This is a genomic window from Streptomyces sp. NPDC006610 (genome assembly GCF_040611575.1).
Classification (GTDB): Bacteria; Actinomycetota; Actinomycetes; order Streptomycetales; family Streptomycetaceae; genus Streptomyces.
This window is the reverse complement of sequence record NZ_JBEXOP010000003.1, coordinates 49,430-63,520: the sequence shown is the minus strand read 5'-3', so window position 1 is coordinate 63,520 and position 14,091 is coordinate 49,430. Positions and strand designations below refer to the sequence as shown.

Sequence of the window (14,091 nt, the reverse complement as noted above, 5' to 3'; positions counted from 1 at the left end):
ACAGGTGTTGGACCCCTTGACCGGCTCCGGGCGACGGTGGGCGCATGCCGAAGTCCTCCGCCGGGCCCCGTCCCGCCCACCCCTACCGCCGTCTCTTCGTCCACCCCGGCGCCCGCGCCTTCACGATCGGGAACCTCGTCGCACGCCTGCCGATGGGCATGTTCAGCGTCAGCGCGGTCGTGATGATCGCCGACGCGTACGGCTCCTACGCCCTCGCCGGCGCGGTCACGGCGACCGGGCTGGCGGCGACGGCGCTGGTCGCGCCCTGGACCGCCCGGCTGGTCGACCGGCACGGCCAGGCCCGGGTCGCCCGGCCCGCCACCCTCGTCGCCGCGCTCGGCGGGCTGTGCCTGCTGCTGTGCGTACGGCTGGACGCCCCGGCGTGGACGCTGTTCGCCGCCTACGCCGCCACCGCGACGACGCCGAACACCGGCGGGATGGCCCGCGCCCGGTGGGCCCATCTGTTCCGGGACGACCCCGACGCGCTGCACACCGCAAACTCCTTCGAGCAGGCGGCCGACGAGCTGTGCTTCATGCTGGGGCCGGTCCTCGCGGCGTTCCTGTGCGCGACGTTCTTCCCGGAGGCGGGGACGCTGGTCGGCGGGGTGCTGCTGGTGACCGGGACACTGCTGTTCACCGCGCAGCGCTCGACCGAGCCGCCGCTCGCGCCCCCGGGCCGGGCGCCGGGGAGGCCGCCGCTGCGGGCGCCGGGCATACCCCCGCTGCTCGTCGTCTGCCTGGCGATGGGCGCGGTGTTCGGGGCCATGGAGGTCGTCACGATCGCCTTTGCGGACGCACAGGGTCAACGGGTGTGGGCGGGCGTGGTGCTCGGCCTCCAGGCGGCCGGTTCCTGCGCGGCGGGGCTGGCGTACGGGACGCTGCGGCCGAGCGGTCCGGCTCAGCGGCGCTACCGCTGGTGCATCGCCGTGATGGCCGTGCTGCTGACGCTGCCGCTGCTCGCCGTGGCGCTGACGGGGTCGCTGCTCGTCCTGGCCGGCGCGCTGCTGATCGCCGGGATGGCGACGGCGCCGACGATGGTGACGGGGATGACGCTGATCCAGGAGCGCACGCCCGAGGGCCGGCTGAACGAGGGCATGACCCTGGCGGTCACCGGCCTGCTCGGCGGGATCGCCCTCGGGAGCGCGCTGGGCGGCTGGGCGGTGGAGCACGCGTCACCGGCGGCGGGCTTCGCGGTGCCGGTGGCGGCGGCGGTGGCCGCGCTGGGGATCACGTCGGCGGCGGTGCCGTCGAGGAGGCGCCCGCGGGTCCCCCAGTCGAACCGCTTCACCAATTCGCGCGCGACCCATTGACCACCCCGCCCCACCCCCCATACCTTCCAGCGTCGAAGCGCTTCGACATCCCGTGGTGAAACCGTTCGACGGACGCCGCGTGATGCCCCGATTCCCATCCGACTCCCCTGGAGGCACGGGATGTTGACGGCACGAAGGCGTGTGGTGGCGACGGCGGCGGCCCTGGTCGGGGCGTTGCTGCTGGCCTCCTGCGGGGGTTCGGACGAAGGGTCCGGTGAGGCGAAGACCCTGCGGCTGTGGCACTACGAGGCCCCGAACAGCGCGATGGGCGTCGCCTGGACGGAGGCGATCAACGAGTTCGAGGCGACGCACCCGGGCGTGACGGTCGAGTTCGAGGAGAAGAGCTTCGAGCAGATCCAGAAGACCGCCCCCATGGTGCTCAACTCCTCGGACGCGCCCGACCTGATGGAGTACAACAAGGGCAACGCGACCGCGGGCCACCTCTCCAAGCAGGGCCTGCTCACCGATCTCACCGCCGAGGCGACCCGGCGCGGCTGGGACAAGAAGATCGGCGAGGGCGTCCGCACGACCAGCATGTACGACGCCCAGGGCGTGATGGGCTCCGGCAAGTGGTACGGCGTGCCCAACTACGCCGAGTACACGATGGTGTTCTACAACCGGGAGCTCTTCGAGGAGCACGGTGTCGAGGAGCCCACCACCCTCGACGAACTCACCGCCGCGATGGACACGTTCGTCGACGCGGGCGTCACCCCGCTGGCCAACGCCGGCGCCGAGTACCTCGCCCAGCAGTACGTCTACCAGCTCGCCCTGTCCGGGGCGGACCGCGCCTGGGTGGACGCCTACCAGCTGTACAAGGGCAAGACCGACTTCCACGACGAGGCCTGGGTCCACGCCGCCGAGACCTTCGCCGACTGGGTGGACAAGGGGTACGTCTCCAAGGACTCCACCGGCGCCAAGGCCGAGCAGGCCGGGCTCGACTTCATCCAGGGCAGGACGCCGATCCTGTTCTCCGGCAGCTGGTGGTACGGCCGCTTCCAGGAGGAGGCGAAGTTCGACTGGGGCACGTTCCTGTGGCCCGGCTCCGACCTGACCCTGGGCTCCGGCGGCAACCTCTGGGTGGTGCCCGAGAAGGCGCCGAACAAGGAACTGGCGTACGACTTCATCGAGATCACCCTCTCCGAGAAGATCCAGAACCTGCTCGGCAACAACGGCGGCGTCCCCGTCGCCGCCGACCCGGCCGCCATCACCGACCCGCAGTCCAAGAAGCTGATCGAGGACTTCAACACCCTCTCGAAGCGCGACGGCCTCGCGTTCTACCCGGACTGGCCGGCGGCCGGCTTCTACGACGTCCTGGTCTCCGAGACGCAGAAGCTGATCACCGGCAGCGCGAAGCCGCACACCTATCTCGGCGCCCTCCAGGAGGCGTACGACAAGGGCGTCTCCCGGCGATGACGGTCACCGTCGAACGCGGTGCGGGGACGGCCGGGGCCGGCAAGGAGCGCCGGCCCGGCCGTCCGCGCGGCCCGAGGGAGTCGTACGCCCTGTTCCTGCTCCCCGGCGCCCTGGCCTTCCTCGCGGTGGTCGTCGTGCCGTTCCTGATGAACACGGGCGTCAGCTTCACCGACTGGCAGGGCGTGGGCAACCCGCGGTGGACGGGGCTCGCCAACTACCGCGAGCTGCTGGACGACAGCGAGTTCTGGGCGTCGTTCCGGCACAGCCTGTTCATGGTCCTGGCGATGGCGCTGGTGCCCACGGTGATCGGCCTGGTGCTGGCCGCGGCGCTGTTCGACCACGTCGCCCAGCACTTCGGCTCGCGCGTGACCACCGTGCTGCGGGCCTGCTTCTACCTCCCGCAGGTCCTGCCGATCGCCGTCGCCGGCATCGTCTGGAGCTGGATCCTCGCCCCGGAGAACGGCTCGCTCAACGAGCTGCTCACCGCGGTCGGCCTGGACTCCTGGCGGCAGGACTGGCTCGGCGACCCGGACCTCGCCCTCTACACGGTGATGGGCGTCATGGTCTGGGTGCAGATCGGCTTCCCGCTGGTCGTGTTCATGGCCGGCCTGGAGCGGGTGGACCCGCAGTTGTACGAGGCGGCGGAGCTGGACGGGGCGGGCTGGTGGCGCCGGTTCTGGCACATCACGCTGCCGCAGATCCGCCCGGAGACGTACGTCGTGCTCACCTGGTGCTCGATCGCCGCGCTGAAGGTGTTCGGCGCGGTGTACGTGCTGACCAAGGGCGGCCCGGGCGGCGCGACCAACGTTCCGTCGTACTTCTCCTTCACCACCTTCTTCGAGAAGACGCAGGTCGGCTACGGCGCCGCGATCTCCACGGTGCTGACGGTGATCATCCTCGCCCTGTCGCTCGTCGGGCTGAGGCTGCAGACCCGCGCGGAGGACGCGGAGGAAGGAGGGGTGCGGTCATGAAGGGTGCGCACGCGTCCGCGAAGGGCTCGCCCGTGCCCGCGAAGGTCTCCCCCGGGCCCGGCGCCGCCGTCCTGCGCCGCTACCCCGTCCTCGTCGCGCTCTGCCTGGCCGCGCTGTTCATGGTGGTGCCGTTCCTCGTCGTCGCCGTCAACGCGGTCAAGTCCCCTGCGGAGTACGCTCGGAACGGGCCGCTGAGCCTGCCCGAGGGCGTGTACCTCGACGGGCTCGCGGACTTCTGGGAGCGCGTCGACTACGGGCAGAAGCTGTTCAACTCCGTGCTGATCAGCGGCTCGGTGGCGGTCCTCGCCGCCGTTCTGTCGCTGCTCAACGCCTACGCGATCGGCATCGGGCGGATCAGGGGCCGCACCTGGGTGCTGGCGTTCTTCGTGCTGGCCAACATGCTGCCGCAGGAGGCGCTGGTCTACCCCGTGTACCACCTCAGCAAGGAGGCCGGGCTGTACGACACCCGGCTGAGCGTGATCATCGTCTTCACGGTGATCCAGGCGGCGTTCGGCACGTACCTGCTCTCGGCGGTGCTGAGCCGGTTCCCGCGCGAGATCATCGAGGCCGCCCGGATCGACGGGGCGACCAGGTGGCAGGTGCTGTGGCGGATCGTCGTCCCCGTCAGCCGGCCCACCCTCGGGGTGCTGCTGGTGTTCTTCTTCATCTGGACGTGGAACGAGTTCCTGCTGCCGCTGGTGATGCTGATCTCCAACGACAACCAGACCGTCTCCGTGGCCCTCGGCGTGCTCCAGGGCCAGCGGCTGATGGACGCCACCATGACCAACGCGGCCGCCCTGCTCGGCGTGCTGCCCGCGATCGTCTTCTTCCTCGTCTTCCAGCGGACGCTGACCCGCGGCATCGCCGTGGGCGCGGTCAAGTAAGGGGTGCGCGCGTGAAGTTCACCGACGGGTACTGGCTGCTGCGCGAGGGCGTCACCGCCGCCCACCCGGCGCAGGTCCTCGACGTCGCCGCGACGGACGGCGGCCTGGAGATCCACGCGCCGACGCAGCCCGTCCGCCACCGCGGCGACCTGCTGAAGGGACCGGTCGTGACCGTCACCGCCCACGCGCCGATGCCGGGCGTCATCGGGGTCACGCTCACCCACTTCGAGGGCGGCCGGCCGCGCGGCCCCGTGTTCGACCTGAGCGGGCAGGACTTCACCCCGCAGACGGAGTACGACGACGAGCACGCCACCCTGATCTCCGGCGAGCTGTCGATGCGCGTGGCCCGCACCGGCTCCTGGCGCGTCGACTTCCTCGCCCGCGGTCGCGTCCTGACCTCCAGCGGTCCCAAGGGGATCGGCATCATGCGGGACGCCACCGGCGCCCACTACCTGCGCGAACAACTCGGCCTCGGCGTCGGCGCCCACGTCTACGGCCTCGGCGAGCGGTTCGGCCCGCTGGTGAAGAACGGCCAGGTCGTCGACATCTGGAACGCCGACGGCGGCACCGCCACCGAACAGGCCTACAAGAACGTCCCCTTCTACCTCACCGACGCCGGCTACGGCGTCTTCGTCGACCACCCCGGCAAGGTGTCCTTCGAGGTCGGCTCCGAGACGGTGTCGCGGGTGCAGTTCAGCGTGGAGGCGCAGGAACTGACGTACTACGTGATCCACGGCCCGACGCCGAAGGAGATCCTGCGCAGGTACACGGCCCTCACCGGGCGTCCCGCGCTGCCGCCCGCCTGGTCGTTCGGGCTGTGGCTGTCGACGTCGTTCACCACCTCGTACGACGAGAAGACCGTCACCTCCTTCATCGAGGGGATGCGGGACCGCCGGCTGCCGCTGTCGGTGTTCCACTTCGACTGCTTCTGGATGCGGGAGTTCCACTGGTGCGACTTCCAGTGGGACCCGCGGGTCTTCCCCGACCCGGAGGGGATGCTGGCCCGGCTCAAGGCCCGGGGCCTGCGGGTGAGCGTGTGGATCAACCCGTACATCGCGCAGCGCTCGCCGCTGTTCGCGGAGGGCAAGGCGCTCGGGCACCTGCTGCGCCGGCCGGACGGCAGCGTGTGGCAGTGGGACCTGTGGCAGCCGGGCATGGCGCTGGTCGACTTCACCAGCGCGGCGGCCCGCGCCTGGTACGCGGCGAAGCTGGAGGCGCTGCTCGCGCAGGGCGTGGACTGCTTCAAGACCGACTTCGGCGAGCGGGTCCCGGTCGACGTCGTGTGGTTCGACGGCTCCGACCCGGAGCGCATGCACAACCACTACGCGTACCTCTACAACCGCACCGTCTTCGAGGTGCTGCGGGGGCACCGCGGCGAGGGCGAGGCCGTGGTCTTCGCCCGGTCGGCGACGACGGGCAGCCAGAAGTTCCCGGTGCACTGGGGCGGGGACTGCGAGGCGACGTACGAGTCGATGGCGGAGTCGCTGCGCGGCGGGCCGTCGCTGGGCCTGTCCGGCTTCGGCTACTGGAGCCACGACATCGGCGGCTTCGAGGGCACGCCGACGCCCGCGCTGTTCAAACGCTGGCTCGCCTTCGGCCTGCTGTCCTCGCACAGCCGGCTGCACGGCAGCTCCTCGTACCGGGTGCCGTGGCTGTTCGACGAGGAGGCCGTCGACGTGGCCCGGCACTTCACGCGCCTGAAGCTGCGCCTGATGCCGTACCTGTACGAGGCCGCCCGCGTCGCCCACACCGAGGGCGTGCCGGTGATGCGGGCCATGGTGCTGGAGTTCCCGGACGACCCGGGGTGCGCCCATCTGGAGCGGCAGTACATGCTCGGCTCCGATCTGCTGGTCGCGCCGGTGTTCGACGACGAGGGCGAGGTGACGTACTACGTCCCCGAGGGCGTCTGGACGCACTTCCTCACCGGGCGCACGGTGACCGGTCCGCGCTGGGTGCGCGAGCGGCACGACGTCCTGAGCGTGCCGCTGCTGGTCAGGCCCGGCGCGGTGATCCCGGTGGGCGCGGCGGACGACCGGCCCGACTACGACCACGCCGACGGGGTGACGCTGCGGGCGTACGGGATGCGGCGCGGCGACCAGGTCACGGTGCGGGTCGGCGAGGTCGTCTTCACCGTCGTCCGGGAGGGCGACACGCTGCGGGCGTCGTGCAGCGACCCGGTGGCGCCCTGGGGGCTGGCGGCCGGCGGGCGCGAGGTGCGGGCCGAGGCGGGGACCGGGTTCCTGACGGTGGAGCCGGCCCGATGGTGAAGATCACGGACGTCGCGCGGCACGCCGGGGTCTCCCCCAGCACCGTGTCCTACGCGCTCAGCGGCAAGCGCCCGATCAGCGAGGAGACCCGGCGGCGCGTCCACGCCTCCATCCGCGCCCTCGGCTACCGCCCGCACGCCGGCGCGCGCGCCCTGGCCAGCAGCAAGTCGAACGTGCTCGCGCTGGTGATGCCGCTGCGCGCCGGGATGCACGTGCCCGTGGTGATGCAGTTCGCGGTGTCGGTGGTGACCGCTGCCCGCCGGCACGACCACGACGTGCTGTTGCTCACCCAGGAGGAGGGCGAGGAAGGGCTGCGCAGGGTCGCCGACACCGCCTTGGTGGACGCCCTGATCCTGATGGACGTGCAGCTCGCCGACGCCCGGCTGCCGCTGCTGCGCTCGCTGGACCGGCCGACGGTGATGATCGGCTTCCCCGCCGAGGCGTCCGGGCTGACCTGCATCGACCTGGACTTCAAGGCGGCCGGGGAGGTGTGCGTGGAGCATCTGGCGGGGCTCGGGCACCGGTCGGTGGCGCTGGTCGGCTCGCCGCCGGAGGTGTACGTGCGGCAGACCGCGTTCGCCCAGCGGGTCGTCCAGGGTTTCACGGCCGCCGCCGACCGGCACGGGCTGGCCTCCGCCGTCCGCCCCTGCGAGGCGGCGCCCGCCGCGGCCCGCCGCGTCGCCGAGCGGCTGCTGCGCGAACAGCCCGCGCTGACCGGTGTCGTCGTGCACAACGAGCCAGTCCTCGAACCGCTGATCGACGCCTTCGAGCAGCTGGGCCTGCGGGTGCCGGAGGACCTCTCGGTCACCGCCATCTGTCCGCGCGAGCTGGCGGAGTCGGTCCGCGTGCCCGTGACCTCCGTCGACCTGCCGTCCGCGGAGATCGGCACGCGGGCGGTGGAGCTGCTGATGGAGAAGCTCGCCGGCACCGCCCCCGTCCCCGAGGCCACGCTGCTGCGCCCCGGCCTGACGGTCCGGGCGAGCACGGCCCCGCGCACGGCCTGAGCCGTCCACGCCCCTACCCCCCGATGGGAGCCGCCGTATGAAAGGCGAGCGAAGAAGACCGAGAGCCGCGATCCTGCTGCTGGCGCTGGCCCTGACCGCGGGCCTCGGCGCCACGGCCGTCCCCGCGCAGGCCGCGGACCCGGCGTACGCGTTCCGCGACCCCGCCCTGCCCCTCGACCGCCGCGTGGACGACCTGCTCGGCCGCCTCACCCTCCCGGAGAAGGTCTCCCTCCTCCACCAGCACCAGCCCGCGATCCCCCGCCTGGGCATCCGGTCGTTCCGCACCGGCACGGAGGCCCTGCACGGCGTCGCCTGGCTCGGCGAGGCCACCGTCTTCCCGCAGGCCGTGGGCCTCGCCTCGGCCTGGGACCCGGAGCTGATGCGGCGCGTCGGCTCGGCGGTCGGCGACGAGGTGCGCGGCTTCCAGCAGGAGCGCCCCGAGGGCTGGGGCCTGAACGTCTGGGCGCCCGTGGTCAACCCGCTGCGCGACCCGCGCTGGGGCCGCAACGAGGAGGGCTACAGCGAGGACCCGACCCTCACCGGCGCCCTGGCCACCGCGTACGGCAAGGGCCTGACCGGCGGCGATCCGGACCACCTGAAGACCGCCCCGACGCTCAAGCACTACCTCGCCAACAACAACGAGGCGAACCGCCATCTGACCTCCTCCGACCTGCGTCCGCGCGTGCTGAAGGAGTACGAGGAGGCGGCGTTCCGCCCGGCGATCGAGGCGGACGCGGCGACGGGCGTGATGACGTCGTACAACCTCGTCAACGGCCGCCCCGCCACGGTGAACCCGGACCTGAACGACGCGGTGCGCACCTGGACCGACCGCGACCTGCTGAACGTCACCGACGCCTACGCCCCCGCCAACCTCCCCGGCGAGCAGCGCTATTACCCGACCCTGGCGCAGGGCGACGCGGCGGCGCTGAAGGCGGGCATCGACAGCTTCACGGACAACGGATCGGACCCGGTCCCGACGACGACGGCCATCGACACCGCCCTGCGGGACGGCCTGCTGTCGGAGCCGGACATCGACAGGGCCGTCTCCCACATCCTGTCCGTCCGCATCCGGCTGGGCGAATTCGATCCGGGCGGCGGGAAGTACGGCGCCATCGACAAGTCGGTGGTCAACAGCGTGGAGCACCGCGGGCTGGCGCGGGAGGCGGCGGCGAAGGGCGCGGTGCTGCTGAAGAACAAGGGCGCGCTGCCCCTGTCGAAGGCCGCCGACGTGGCCGTGGTCGGCCCCCTCGCCGACACCCTCTACACGGACTGGTACTCGGGCGCCCTCCCCTACGCCGTCACCCCCGCCGAGGGCATCGCGGCACGCACGGGCCGCCCGGTGTCGCCGGTGGAGGGCGTGGACCGGATCACGCTGCGCAACACGGAAACGGGCGCCTACGTGACGGCGGGCACGGACGCGGACGGCGAGCCGCTGAGGGAGACACCGGAGACCGGCCCGGCGGCGCAGTTCGACGTCTTCGACTGGGGCGCCGGCATCGTCACGCTCCGCTCGGCGGCGAACGGCAGGTACGTCGGCTACGACTGGTCGGGTTTCGTCAACGACCAGGAGCAGCCGGGCGGTTGGTTCGTCCAGCAGCAGTTCGTGCCGGAACGGCAGCAGGACGGCACATACCTCCTCCGTTACGCGGGCTACGAGACGCGTGAGTCGTGGTGGTCGAGCCCGGTGTACCTGGGCCCGGTGGACGGCGTGTTGGGCCTGGTGGCGAAGGACCGGGCGGCCCGTTACGCGATGGACGTCGTCCGCAGCGGCGTCGACGAGGCCGTGGCGGCGGTCAGGGGCAAGGACGCGGCGGTGGTGGTCGTCGGCTCGATGCCCGCGATCAACGGCCGCGAGACCGACGACCGCGAGGACATGGGCCTCGCGCCCGCGCAGGAGGCCCTGGCCAGGGCGGTGCACCGGGCCAACCCGAACACCGTCGTGATCGTCGAGAACAGCTACCCGACCACCCTGAACGCCCTGCAGCGCGAGGTCCCGGCAATCCTGTGGACGTCCCACGCGGGCCAGGAGACCGGCAACGCGCTCGCCGACGTCCTGTACGGCGACGTCAACCCGGCGGGGCGGCTCACCCAGACCTGGTACCGCTCGGAGTCCGACCTGCCGTCGATCCTGGACTACGACATCATCAAGTCGGCCCGCACCTACCAGTACTTCAAGGGCCGCCCGCTCTACCCCTTCGGCCACGGCCTCTCCTACACCACCTTCCGCTACGGCGACCTGCGCCGCGTGAAGGGCGGCTACGAGCTGCCGGTCACCAACACGGGCAGCCGGGCGGGCGACGAGGTGGTGCAGCTGTACGTCCGCCACCGCACGTCGCGGAACGAACAGCCGCTGAGACAGCTGAAGTCCTTCGACCGTGTCACCCTCGCCCCCGGCGAGACGAGGACGGTCCACCTGCCCCTCACCCGCGAGGACCTGGCCCACTGGGACGTGACCCGCTCCAAGTGGGTGGTGGAGAGCGGCGCCTACGACATCCTGGCCGGCGCCTCCGCCACGGACATCCGCGTCCGCGCCTCCTGGCACGTCCACGGCGAGACCATCCCGCCCCGCGACCTGTCCCGCCCGACGCGCGCGGAGAACTTCGACGACTACGAGGCCGTACGCCTGGTGGACGAGTCGAAGGAACGCGGCACGGCGGTGTCGGCGTCACGGGACGGGGCGTGGCTGAAGTTCAAGGACGCCCGTGTGACCGGCACGGACCTCACTGCCCGGGTCGCCGGCCCCCGCGGCACGATCGAACTCCGCCTCCACTCCCCGACCGGCCCCGTCGCCGGCACGGCCACGGCGAACGGCACGCCGTCGCCGTACACGTACGAGACGGTGACGGCACAGCTGACGGAGGCGGCCCGGGGGAGGGCGGATGTGTACCTGGTGGTGAGCGAGGGGGTGCGGGTGGCGGAGTTCCGGATGGGGTGACGGCATGACGAAGGCCCCGCCGCTTCAGCGACGGGGCCTTCGCCCACATGGGGTGGAGTGGAGATGGCGGGAATCGAACCCGCGTCCAACGGTGCGGAACCAGGGCTTCTCCGTGTGCAGTCCGCTGTGCTTTTCTCGGCCCCGGAGATCACGCGGACAAGTCTCCGACGGGCTCAGTCACTGTTTGGTTTCCCTCTTCACCCCGTGACCGGGATCAAGGTTTAGTTCCCTAGCTGATGCCAGGATCCGGGTCGGGAACAGCCCCGGGCTGACACTTCGCAAGTCGCTACTTAGGCAGCGAGGGCGAAGGAATCGCGCTTGGTGTTGGCGATTATTTTTTTCGGCCTGTGGTTTACGAGATCATGGCCGCTTCCTCGACACGCTTCCCCTGCTTCGACAGCCGCTGTCGAAACCGATCATCCCCATGTTGATTTCTCAAGGTGCGCACCCGCTGTGAGGTGCAGGTGCCATCGTACGTGAACAACGCGGGTCGATGCCAGCGTATTCCGGGCGGCCCGGCCCCCTGCCCGCGGTGGCCCGGCCCCAGCGGCCCCTGCTCGCGGCGGCTCAGGCCCGCTGCTTGCGGCGGACCGCCGACATCGCCCGCTCGGCCTCGCGCCGGTCCTGCTTCTCGCGGAGCGTCTGGCGCTTGTCGTACTCCTTCTTGCCCTTCGCCAGCGCGATCTCGACCTTGGCCCGGCCGTCCTTGAAGTACAGGGAGAGCGGCACGATCGTGTGACCGGTCTCCTGGGACTTGGACTCCAGCTTGTCGATCTCCAGGCGGTGCAGCAGCAGCTTGCGCTTGCGCCGGGCGCTGTGGTTGGTCCAGGTGCCCTGGCTGTACTCGGGCACGTGCACGTTGTACAGCCACGCCTCGTGCCCGTCGAGCTGGACGAAGCCGTCCACCAGCGAGGCCCGCCCCTGGCGCAGCGACTTCACCTCGGTGCCGGTGAGGACCAGTCCGGCCTCGTAGGTGTCGAGGATGTGGTAGTCGTGCCGCGCCTTCTTGTTCTGCGCGATCAGCTTGCGCCCTTTTTCCTTAGCCATAGTGCCGCCCATTTTCGCACTACGCGGGGGGTGCGGGGGAAGCCGATTAACGCGGCGCCCGGGAGGAGCGACGGTCTACTGCGAGTCCCCGAGGCCGTCGAGGACGGTCTCCGCCCGCTCCAGCGCCCGCTCGTCCGCCTCCAGGTCGGGGGTGATGCCCTGCCCGTCGACGGTGCGCCCGGCCGGGGTGCGGTAGTGGCCGACGGTCAGCTCGGCGACGGAGCCGTCGGGCAGCCGGCTCGGCATCTGCACGGAGCCCTTGCCGAAGGTGCGGGAGCCGACGACGACGGCCCGGCCCCGGTCCTGGAGGGCGCCGGTGAGCAGTTCGGCCGCGCTCATCGTGCCGCCGTCGACCAGCGTGACCAGCGGTGTCGCGGTGTCGCCGCCGGGTTCGGCGTGCAGGGCGCGCTGGTCGCCCTCGACGTCGTAGGTGGCGACCAGGCCGCCGTCGAGGAAGGCGGAGGCGGCGGTGACGGCCTCGGTGACCAGGCCGCCGGAGTTGCCGCGCAGGTCGAGGATGACGCCGGCGCCGGGCGCGTCCCTCCGTACGGCGGTGCGCACGGCGTCGCCGGAGCCCTTGGTGAAGGCGCCGATCCTGATCACGGTGGCCCCGCCCGGCAGCCGCCGGACGGTCACGGAGCCGGTGGACAGCCGGGCCCGGCGCAGGCTCTCGGTCCACTCGCGCTCGCCCCGCTGGAGGCCGAGCCGGACGGTCGTGCCGGCCGCCGCGTCCTGGGCGTCGCCGCGCAGGAGGGAGACGACCTCGGCGACCGGGCGCCCGTCGACGCGGTGCCCGTCGACGCTGCGCAACCGGTCGCCCGGCCGGATCCCGGCGGCGGCCGCGGGCGAGCCGGCGGCGACGCCGGTCACCTCGATACGGCCGTCCCGCTCGCGCCGGGCGGTGAGGCCGACGCCGGTGTACGCGCCGTCGAGGGCCTCCTGGAACTCCTCGTACTCGCCCTGGGAGTAGACCGCGTCCCAGCGGTCCCCGCTGCGGCTGACCGCCCGCTCGGCGGCCTCCATCGGGGACTTCCCCTCGGCCAGGGCCTCGGCGGCGGCCTCGGCGACCGCGTCCGGGCGGGCCGCGGAGGCGGAGGTGCGGGTCTGGCCGGGGGTGGGTTTCCGGTCGCTGGTCGGCAGCGATCCGGTCGCGGCGCCGGCGACGAGGACGCAGCCGAAGACCAATGTCAGGGCGACCCCGCGGCGGACGCGGCGGGGCGGACAGAACAGCTCACGGCCTGACATGCCGGTGAGTCTAGGACAAGGCGAAGGGCCGTACGGCCGGTTGACCGTACGGCCCTCTTGGCATGTGTCACACCTTCAGGTACTTGCGCAGAGCGAAGAACGCGGCCAGCGCCGGCATGAGCAGGCTGGTGGCGAGGATCAGCGGAAGCTTCGTCAGGACGGCGTCCCAGCCGATGAAGTTGATCAGGTTCAGCTTCTCGGACAGGGACAGGCCGTTGTCGATGATGAAGTACCGCCCGGTCACCAGGAAGCCGCAGGCGACCACCCCGCCGATGAGCCCCGCGACCGCCGCCTCGGCGATGAACGGCGCCTGGATGTAGAAGCCGGACGCGCCGACCAGGCGCATGATGCCGGTCTCACGCCGTCGGCTGAACGCCGAGACGCGCACCGTGTTGACGATCAGCATCAGCGCGACGACCAGCATCAGCGCCATGATCGCCCGGGCGGCCCACTTCATGCCGTTCAGCAGCCCGAAGAGGTTGTCCAGGATGCCCTTCTGGTCCTGCACGGACTGCACGCCGTCCCGGGCGTTGAACTTGCTGGCGATGACCTGGTACTTCTCCGGGTCCTTCAGCTTGACGCGGTACGACTCCTGCATCTGGTCCGGCGTGAGGGAGCTGGCCAGCGGGGAGTCGCCGAACTGCTCCTTGTAGTGCTTGTACGCCTGGTCCTGCGACTCGTACGTGACCGTGTCCACGACCTCCATGCCCTTGAGCTCGGCGAGGATCTCCTCCTTCTGCTCCCCGGTGACCGCGCCCTCGACGCAGTTCGGGTCGGAGTCGGCGTCGCTCTTGTTGCACAGGAAGATCGAGACGTTGACCTTGTCGTACCAGTAGCCCTTCATGGTGCTCACCTGGTCCTGCATCAGCAGCGAACCGCCGAACAGGGCCAGGGAGAGGGCGACGGAGACGACGACCGCGAAGGTCATCGTCAGATTGCGGCGGAGACCGACACCGATCTCCGACAGAACGAACTGGGCGCGCATGGCGTCTGTTTCAAGCCTTTCCGGGACGTC

General features: G+C 71.4%; 10 protein-coding genes and 1 other RNA gene. 7 read left to right on the top strand and 4 right to left on the bottom strand.

Translation table 11 applies throughout. The features are described 5' to 3' along the window. Nucleotides 1-44 precede the first annotated feature (44 nt). The 7 genes from ABZY13_RS03430 (at nucleotide 45) to ABZY13_RS03400 (ending at nucleotide 10,784) form a co-directional block, all read left to right on the top strand. Nucleotides 45-1,310, top strand: coding sequence for an MFS transporter (locus tag ABZY13_RS03430; RefSeq protein WP_356627183.1), 1,266 nt, complete (start codon nucleotides 45-47; stop codon nucleotides 1,308-1,310). Nucleotides 1,311-1,430: 120 nt separating this feature from the next. Further along, nucleotides 1,431-2,723 (top strand): extracellular solute-binding protein, encoded by a 1,293-nt coding sequence (locus ABZY13_RS03425; protein ID WP_356627182.1) that lies wholly within the window; start codon nucleotides 1,431-1,433, stop codon nucleotides 2,721-2,723. Further along, on the top strand, nucleotides 2,720-3,694 hold the full coding sequence (locus ABZY13_RS03420) for a sugar ABC transporter permease (RefSeq protein ID WP_356627181.1): 975 nt from the start codon (nucleotides 2,720-2,722) through the stop codon (nucleotides 3,692-3,694). The genes ABZY13_RS03425 and ABZY13_RS03420 overlap by 4 nt, the downstream gene beginning before the upstream one ends. 119 nt (nucleotides 3,695-3,813) lie before the next feature. Continuing rightward, nucleotides 3,814-4,578, top strand: a complete 765-nt coding sequence (locus ABZY13_RS03415; RefSeq protein WP_356627359.1) for a carbohydrate ABC transporter permease — start codon at nucleotides 3,814-3,816, stop codon at nucleotides 4,576-4,578. An 11-nt stretch (nucleotides 4,579-4,589) separates the two neighbouring features. Beyond that, a complete protein-coding gene (gene yicI, locus ABZY13_RS03410; RefSeq protein WP_356627180.1) occupies nucleotides 4,590-6,845 on the top strand; it encodes an alpha-xylosidase in 2,256 nt (751 codons plus the stop codon). Beyond that, nucleotides 6,839-7,849 carry a LacI family DNA-binding transcriptional regulator gene (locus ABZY13_RS03405; RefSeq protein ID WP_356627179.1) on the top strand — a complete coding sequence of 337 codons (1,011 nt, stop codon included), beginning with the start codon at nucleotides 6,839-6,841 and terminating at the stop codon, nucleotides 7,847-7,849. Before yicI ends, ABZY13_RS03405 begins: the two co-directional genes overlap by 7 nt. Before the next feature lie 37 nt (nucleotides 7,850-7,886). After that, a complete protein-coding gene (locus tag ABZY13_RS03400; protein ID WP_356627178.1) occupies nucleotides 7,887-10,784 on the top strand; it encodes a glycoside hydrolase family 3 C-terminal domain-containing protein in 2,898 nt (965 codons plus the stop codon). Nucleotides 10,785-10,839: 55 nt separating this feature from the next. On the opposite strand, the gene ssrA is transcribed toward ABZY13_RS03400, so the two are convergent. The 4 genes from ssrA to ftsX all read right to left on the bottom strand — a co-directional run bounded on the left by ssrA (nucleotide 10,840) and on the right by ftsX (nucleotide 14,061). Continuing rightward, nucleotides 10,840-11,208: a transfer-messenger RNA gene (gene ssrA, locus ABZY13_RS03395) on the bottom strand. 143 nt (nucleotides 11,209-11,351) lie between these two features. Continuing rightward, entirely contained in the window at nucleotides 11,352-11,831 is a 480-nt protein-coding gene (smpB, locus tag ABZY13_RS03390; protein ID WP_356627177.1) for an SsrA-binding protein SmpB, read from the bottom strand. Between the two features lie 75 nt (nucleotides 11,832-11,906). Continuing rightward, nucleotides 11,907-13,076, bottom strand: coding sequence for a S41 family peptidase (locus tag ABZY13_RS03385; protein ID WP_356627176.1), 1,170 nt, complete (start codon nucleotides 13,074-13,076; stop codon nucleotides 11,907-11,909). A 67-nt stretch (nucleotides 13,077-13,143) separates the two neighbouring features. Beyond that, complete coding sequence (ftsX, locus tag ABZY13_RS03380) at nucleotides 13,144-14,061, bottom strand: permease-like cell division protein FtsX (protein WP_356627175.1); 918 nt, start codon at nucleotides 14,059-14,061, stop codon at nucleotides 13,144-13,146. Between the last annotated feature and the right edge of the window lie 30 nt (nucleotides 14,062-14,091).

What these genes read in the sequence shown, in the direction of transcription:
- ABZY13_RS03405 (WP_356627179.1), top strand. Translation starts at nt 6,839, where the DNA reads ATGGTGAAGATCACGGACGTCGCGCGGCACGCCGGGGTCTCCCCCAGC.
- ABZY13_RS03430 (WP_356627183.1), top strand. Translation starts at nt 45, where the DNA reads ATGCCGAAGTCCTCCGCCGGGCCCCGTCCCGCCCACCCCTACCGCCGT.
- ABZY13_RS03400 (WP_356627178.1), top strand. Translation starts at nt 7,887, where the DNA reads ATGAAAGGCGAGCGAAGAAGACCGAGAGCCGCGATCCTGCTGCTGGCG.
- ABZY13_RS03415 (WP_356627359.1), top strand. Translation starts at nt 3,814, where the DNA reads ATGGTGGTGCCGTTCCTCGTCGTCGCCGTCAACGCGGTCAAGTCCCCT.
- smpB (WP_356627177.1), bottom strand. Translation starts at nt 11,831, where the DNA reads ATGGCTAAGGAAAAAGGGCGCAAGCTGATCGCGCAGAACAAGAAGGCG.
- ftsX (WP_356627175.1), bottom strand. Translation starts at nt 14,061, where the DNA reads ATGCGCGCCCAGTTCGTTCTGTCGGAGATCGGTGTCGGTCTCCGCCGC.
- ABZY13_RS03425 (WP_356627182.1), top strand. Translation starts at nt 1,431, where the DNA reads ATGTTGACGGCACGAAGGCGTGTGGTGGCGACGGCGGCGGCCCTGGTC.
- ABZY13_RS03385 (WP_356627176.1), bottom strand. Translation starts at nt 13,076, where the DNA reads ATGTCAGGCCGTGAGCTGTTCTGTCCGCCCCGCCGCGTCCGCCGCGGG.
- ABZY13_RS03420 (WP_356627181.1), top strand. Translation starts at nt 2,720, where the DNA reads ATGACGGTCACCGTCGAACGCGGTGCGGGGACGGCCGGGGCCGGCAAG.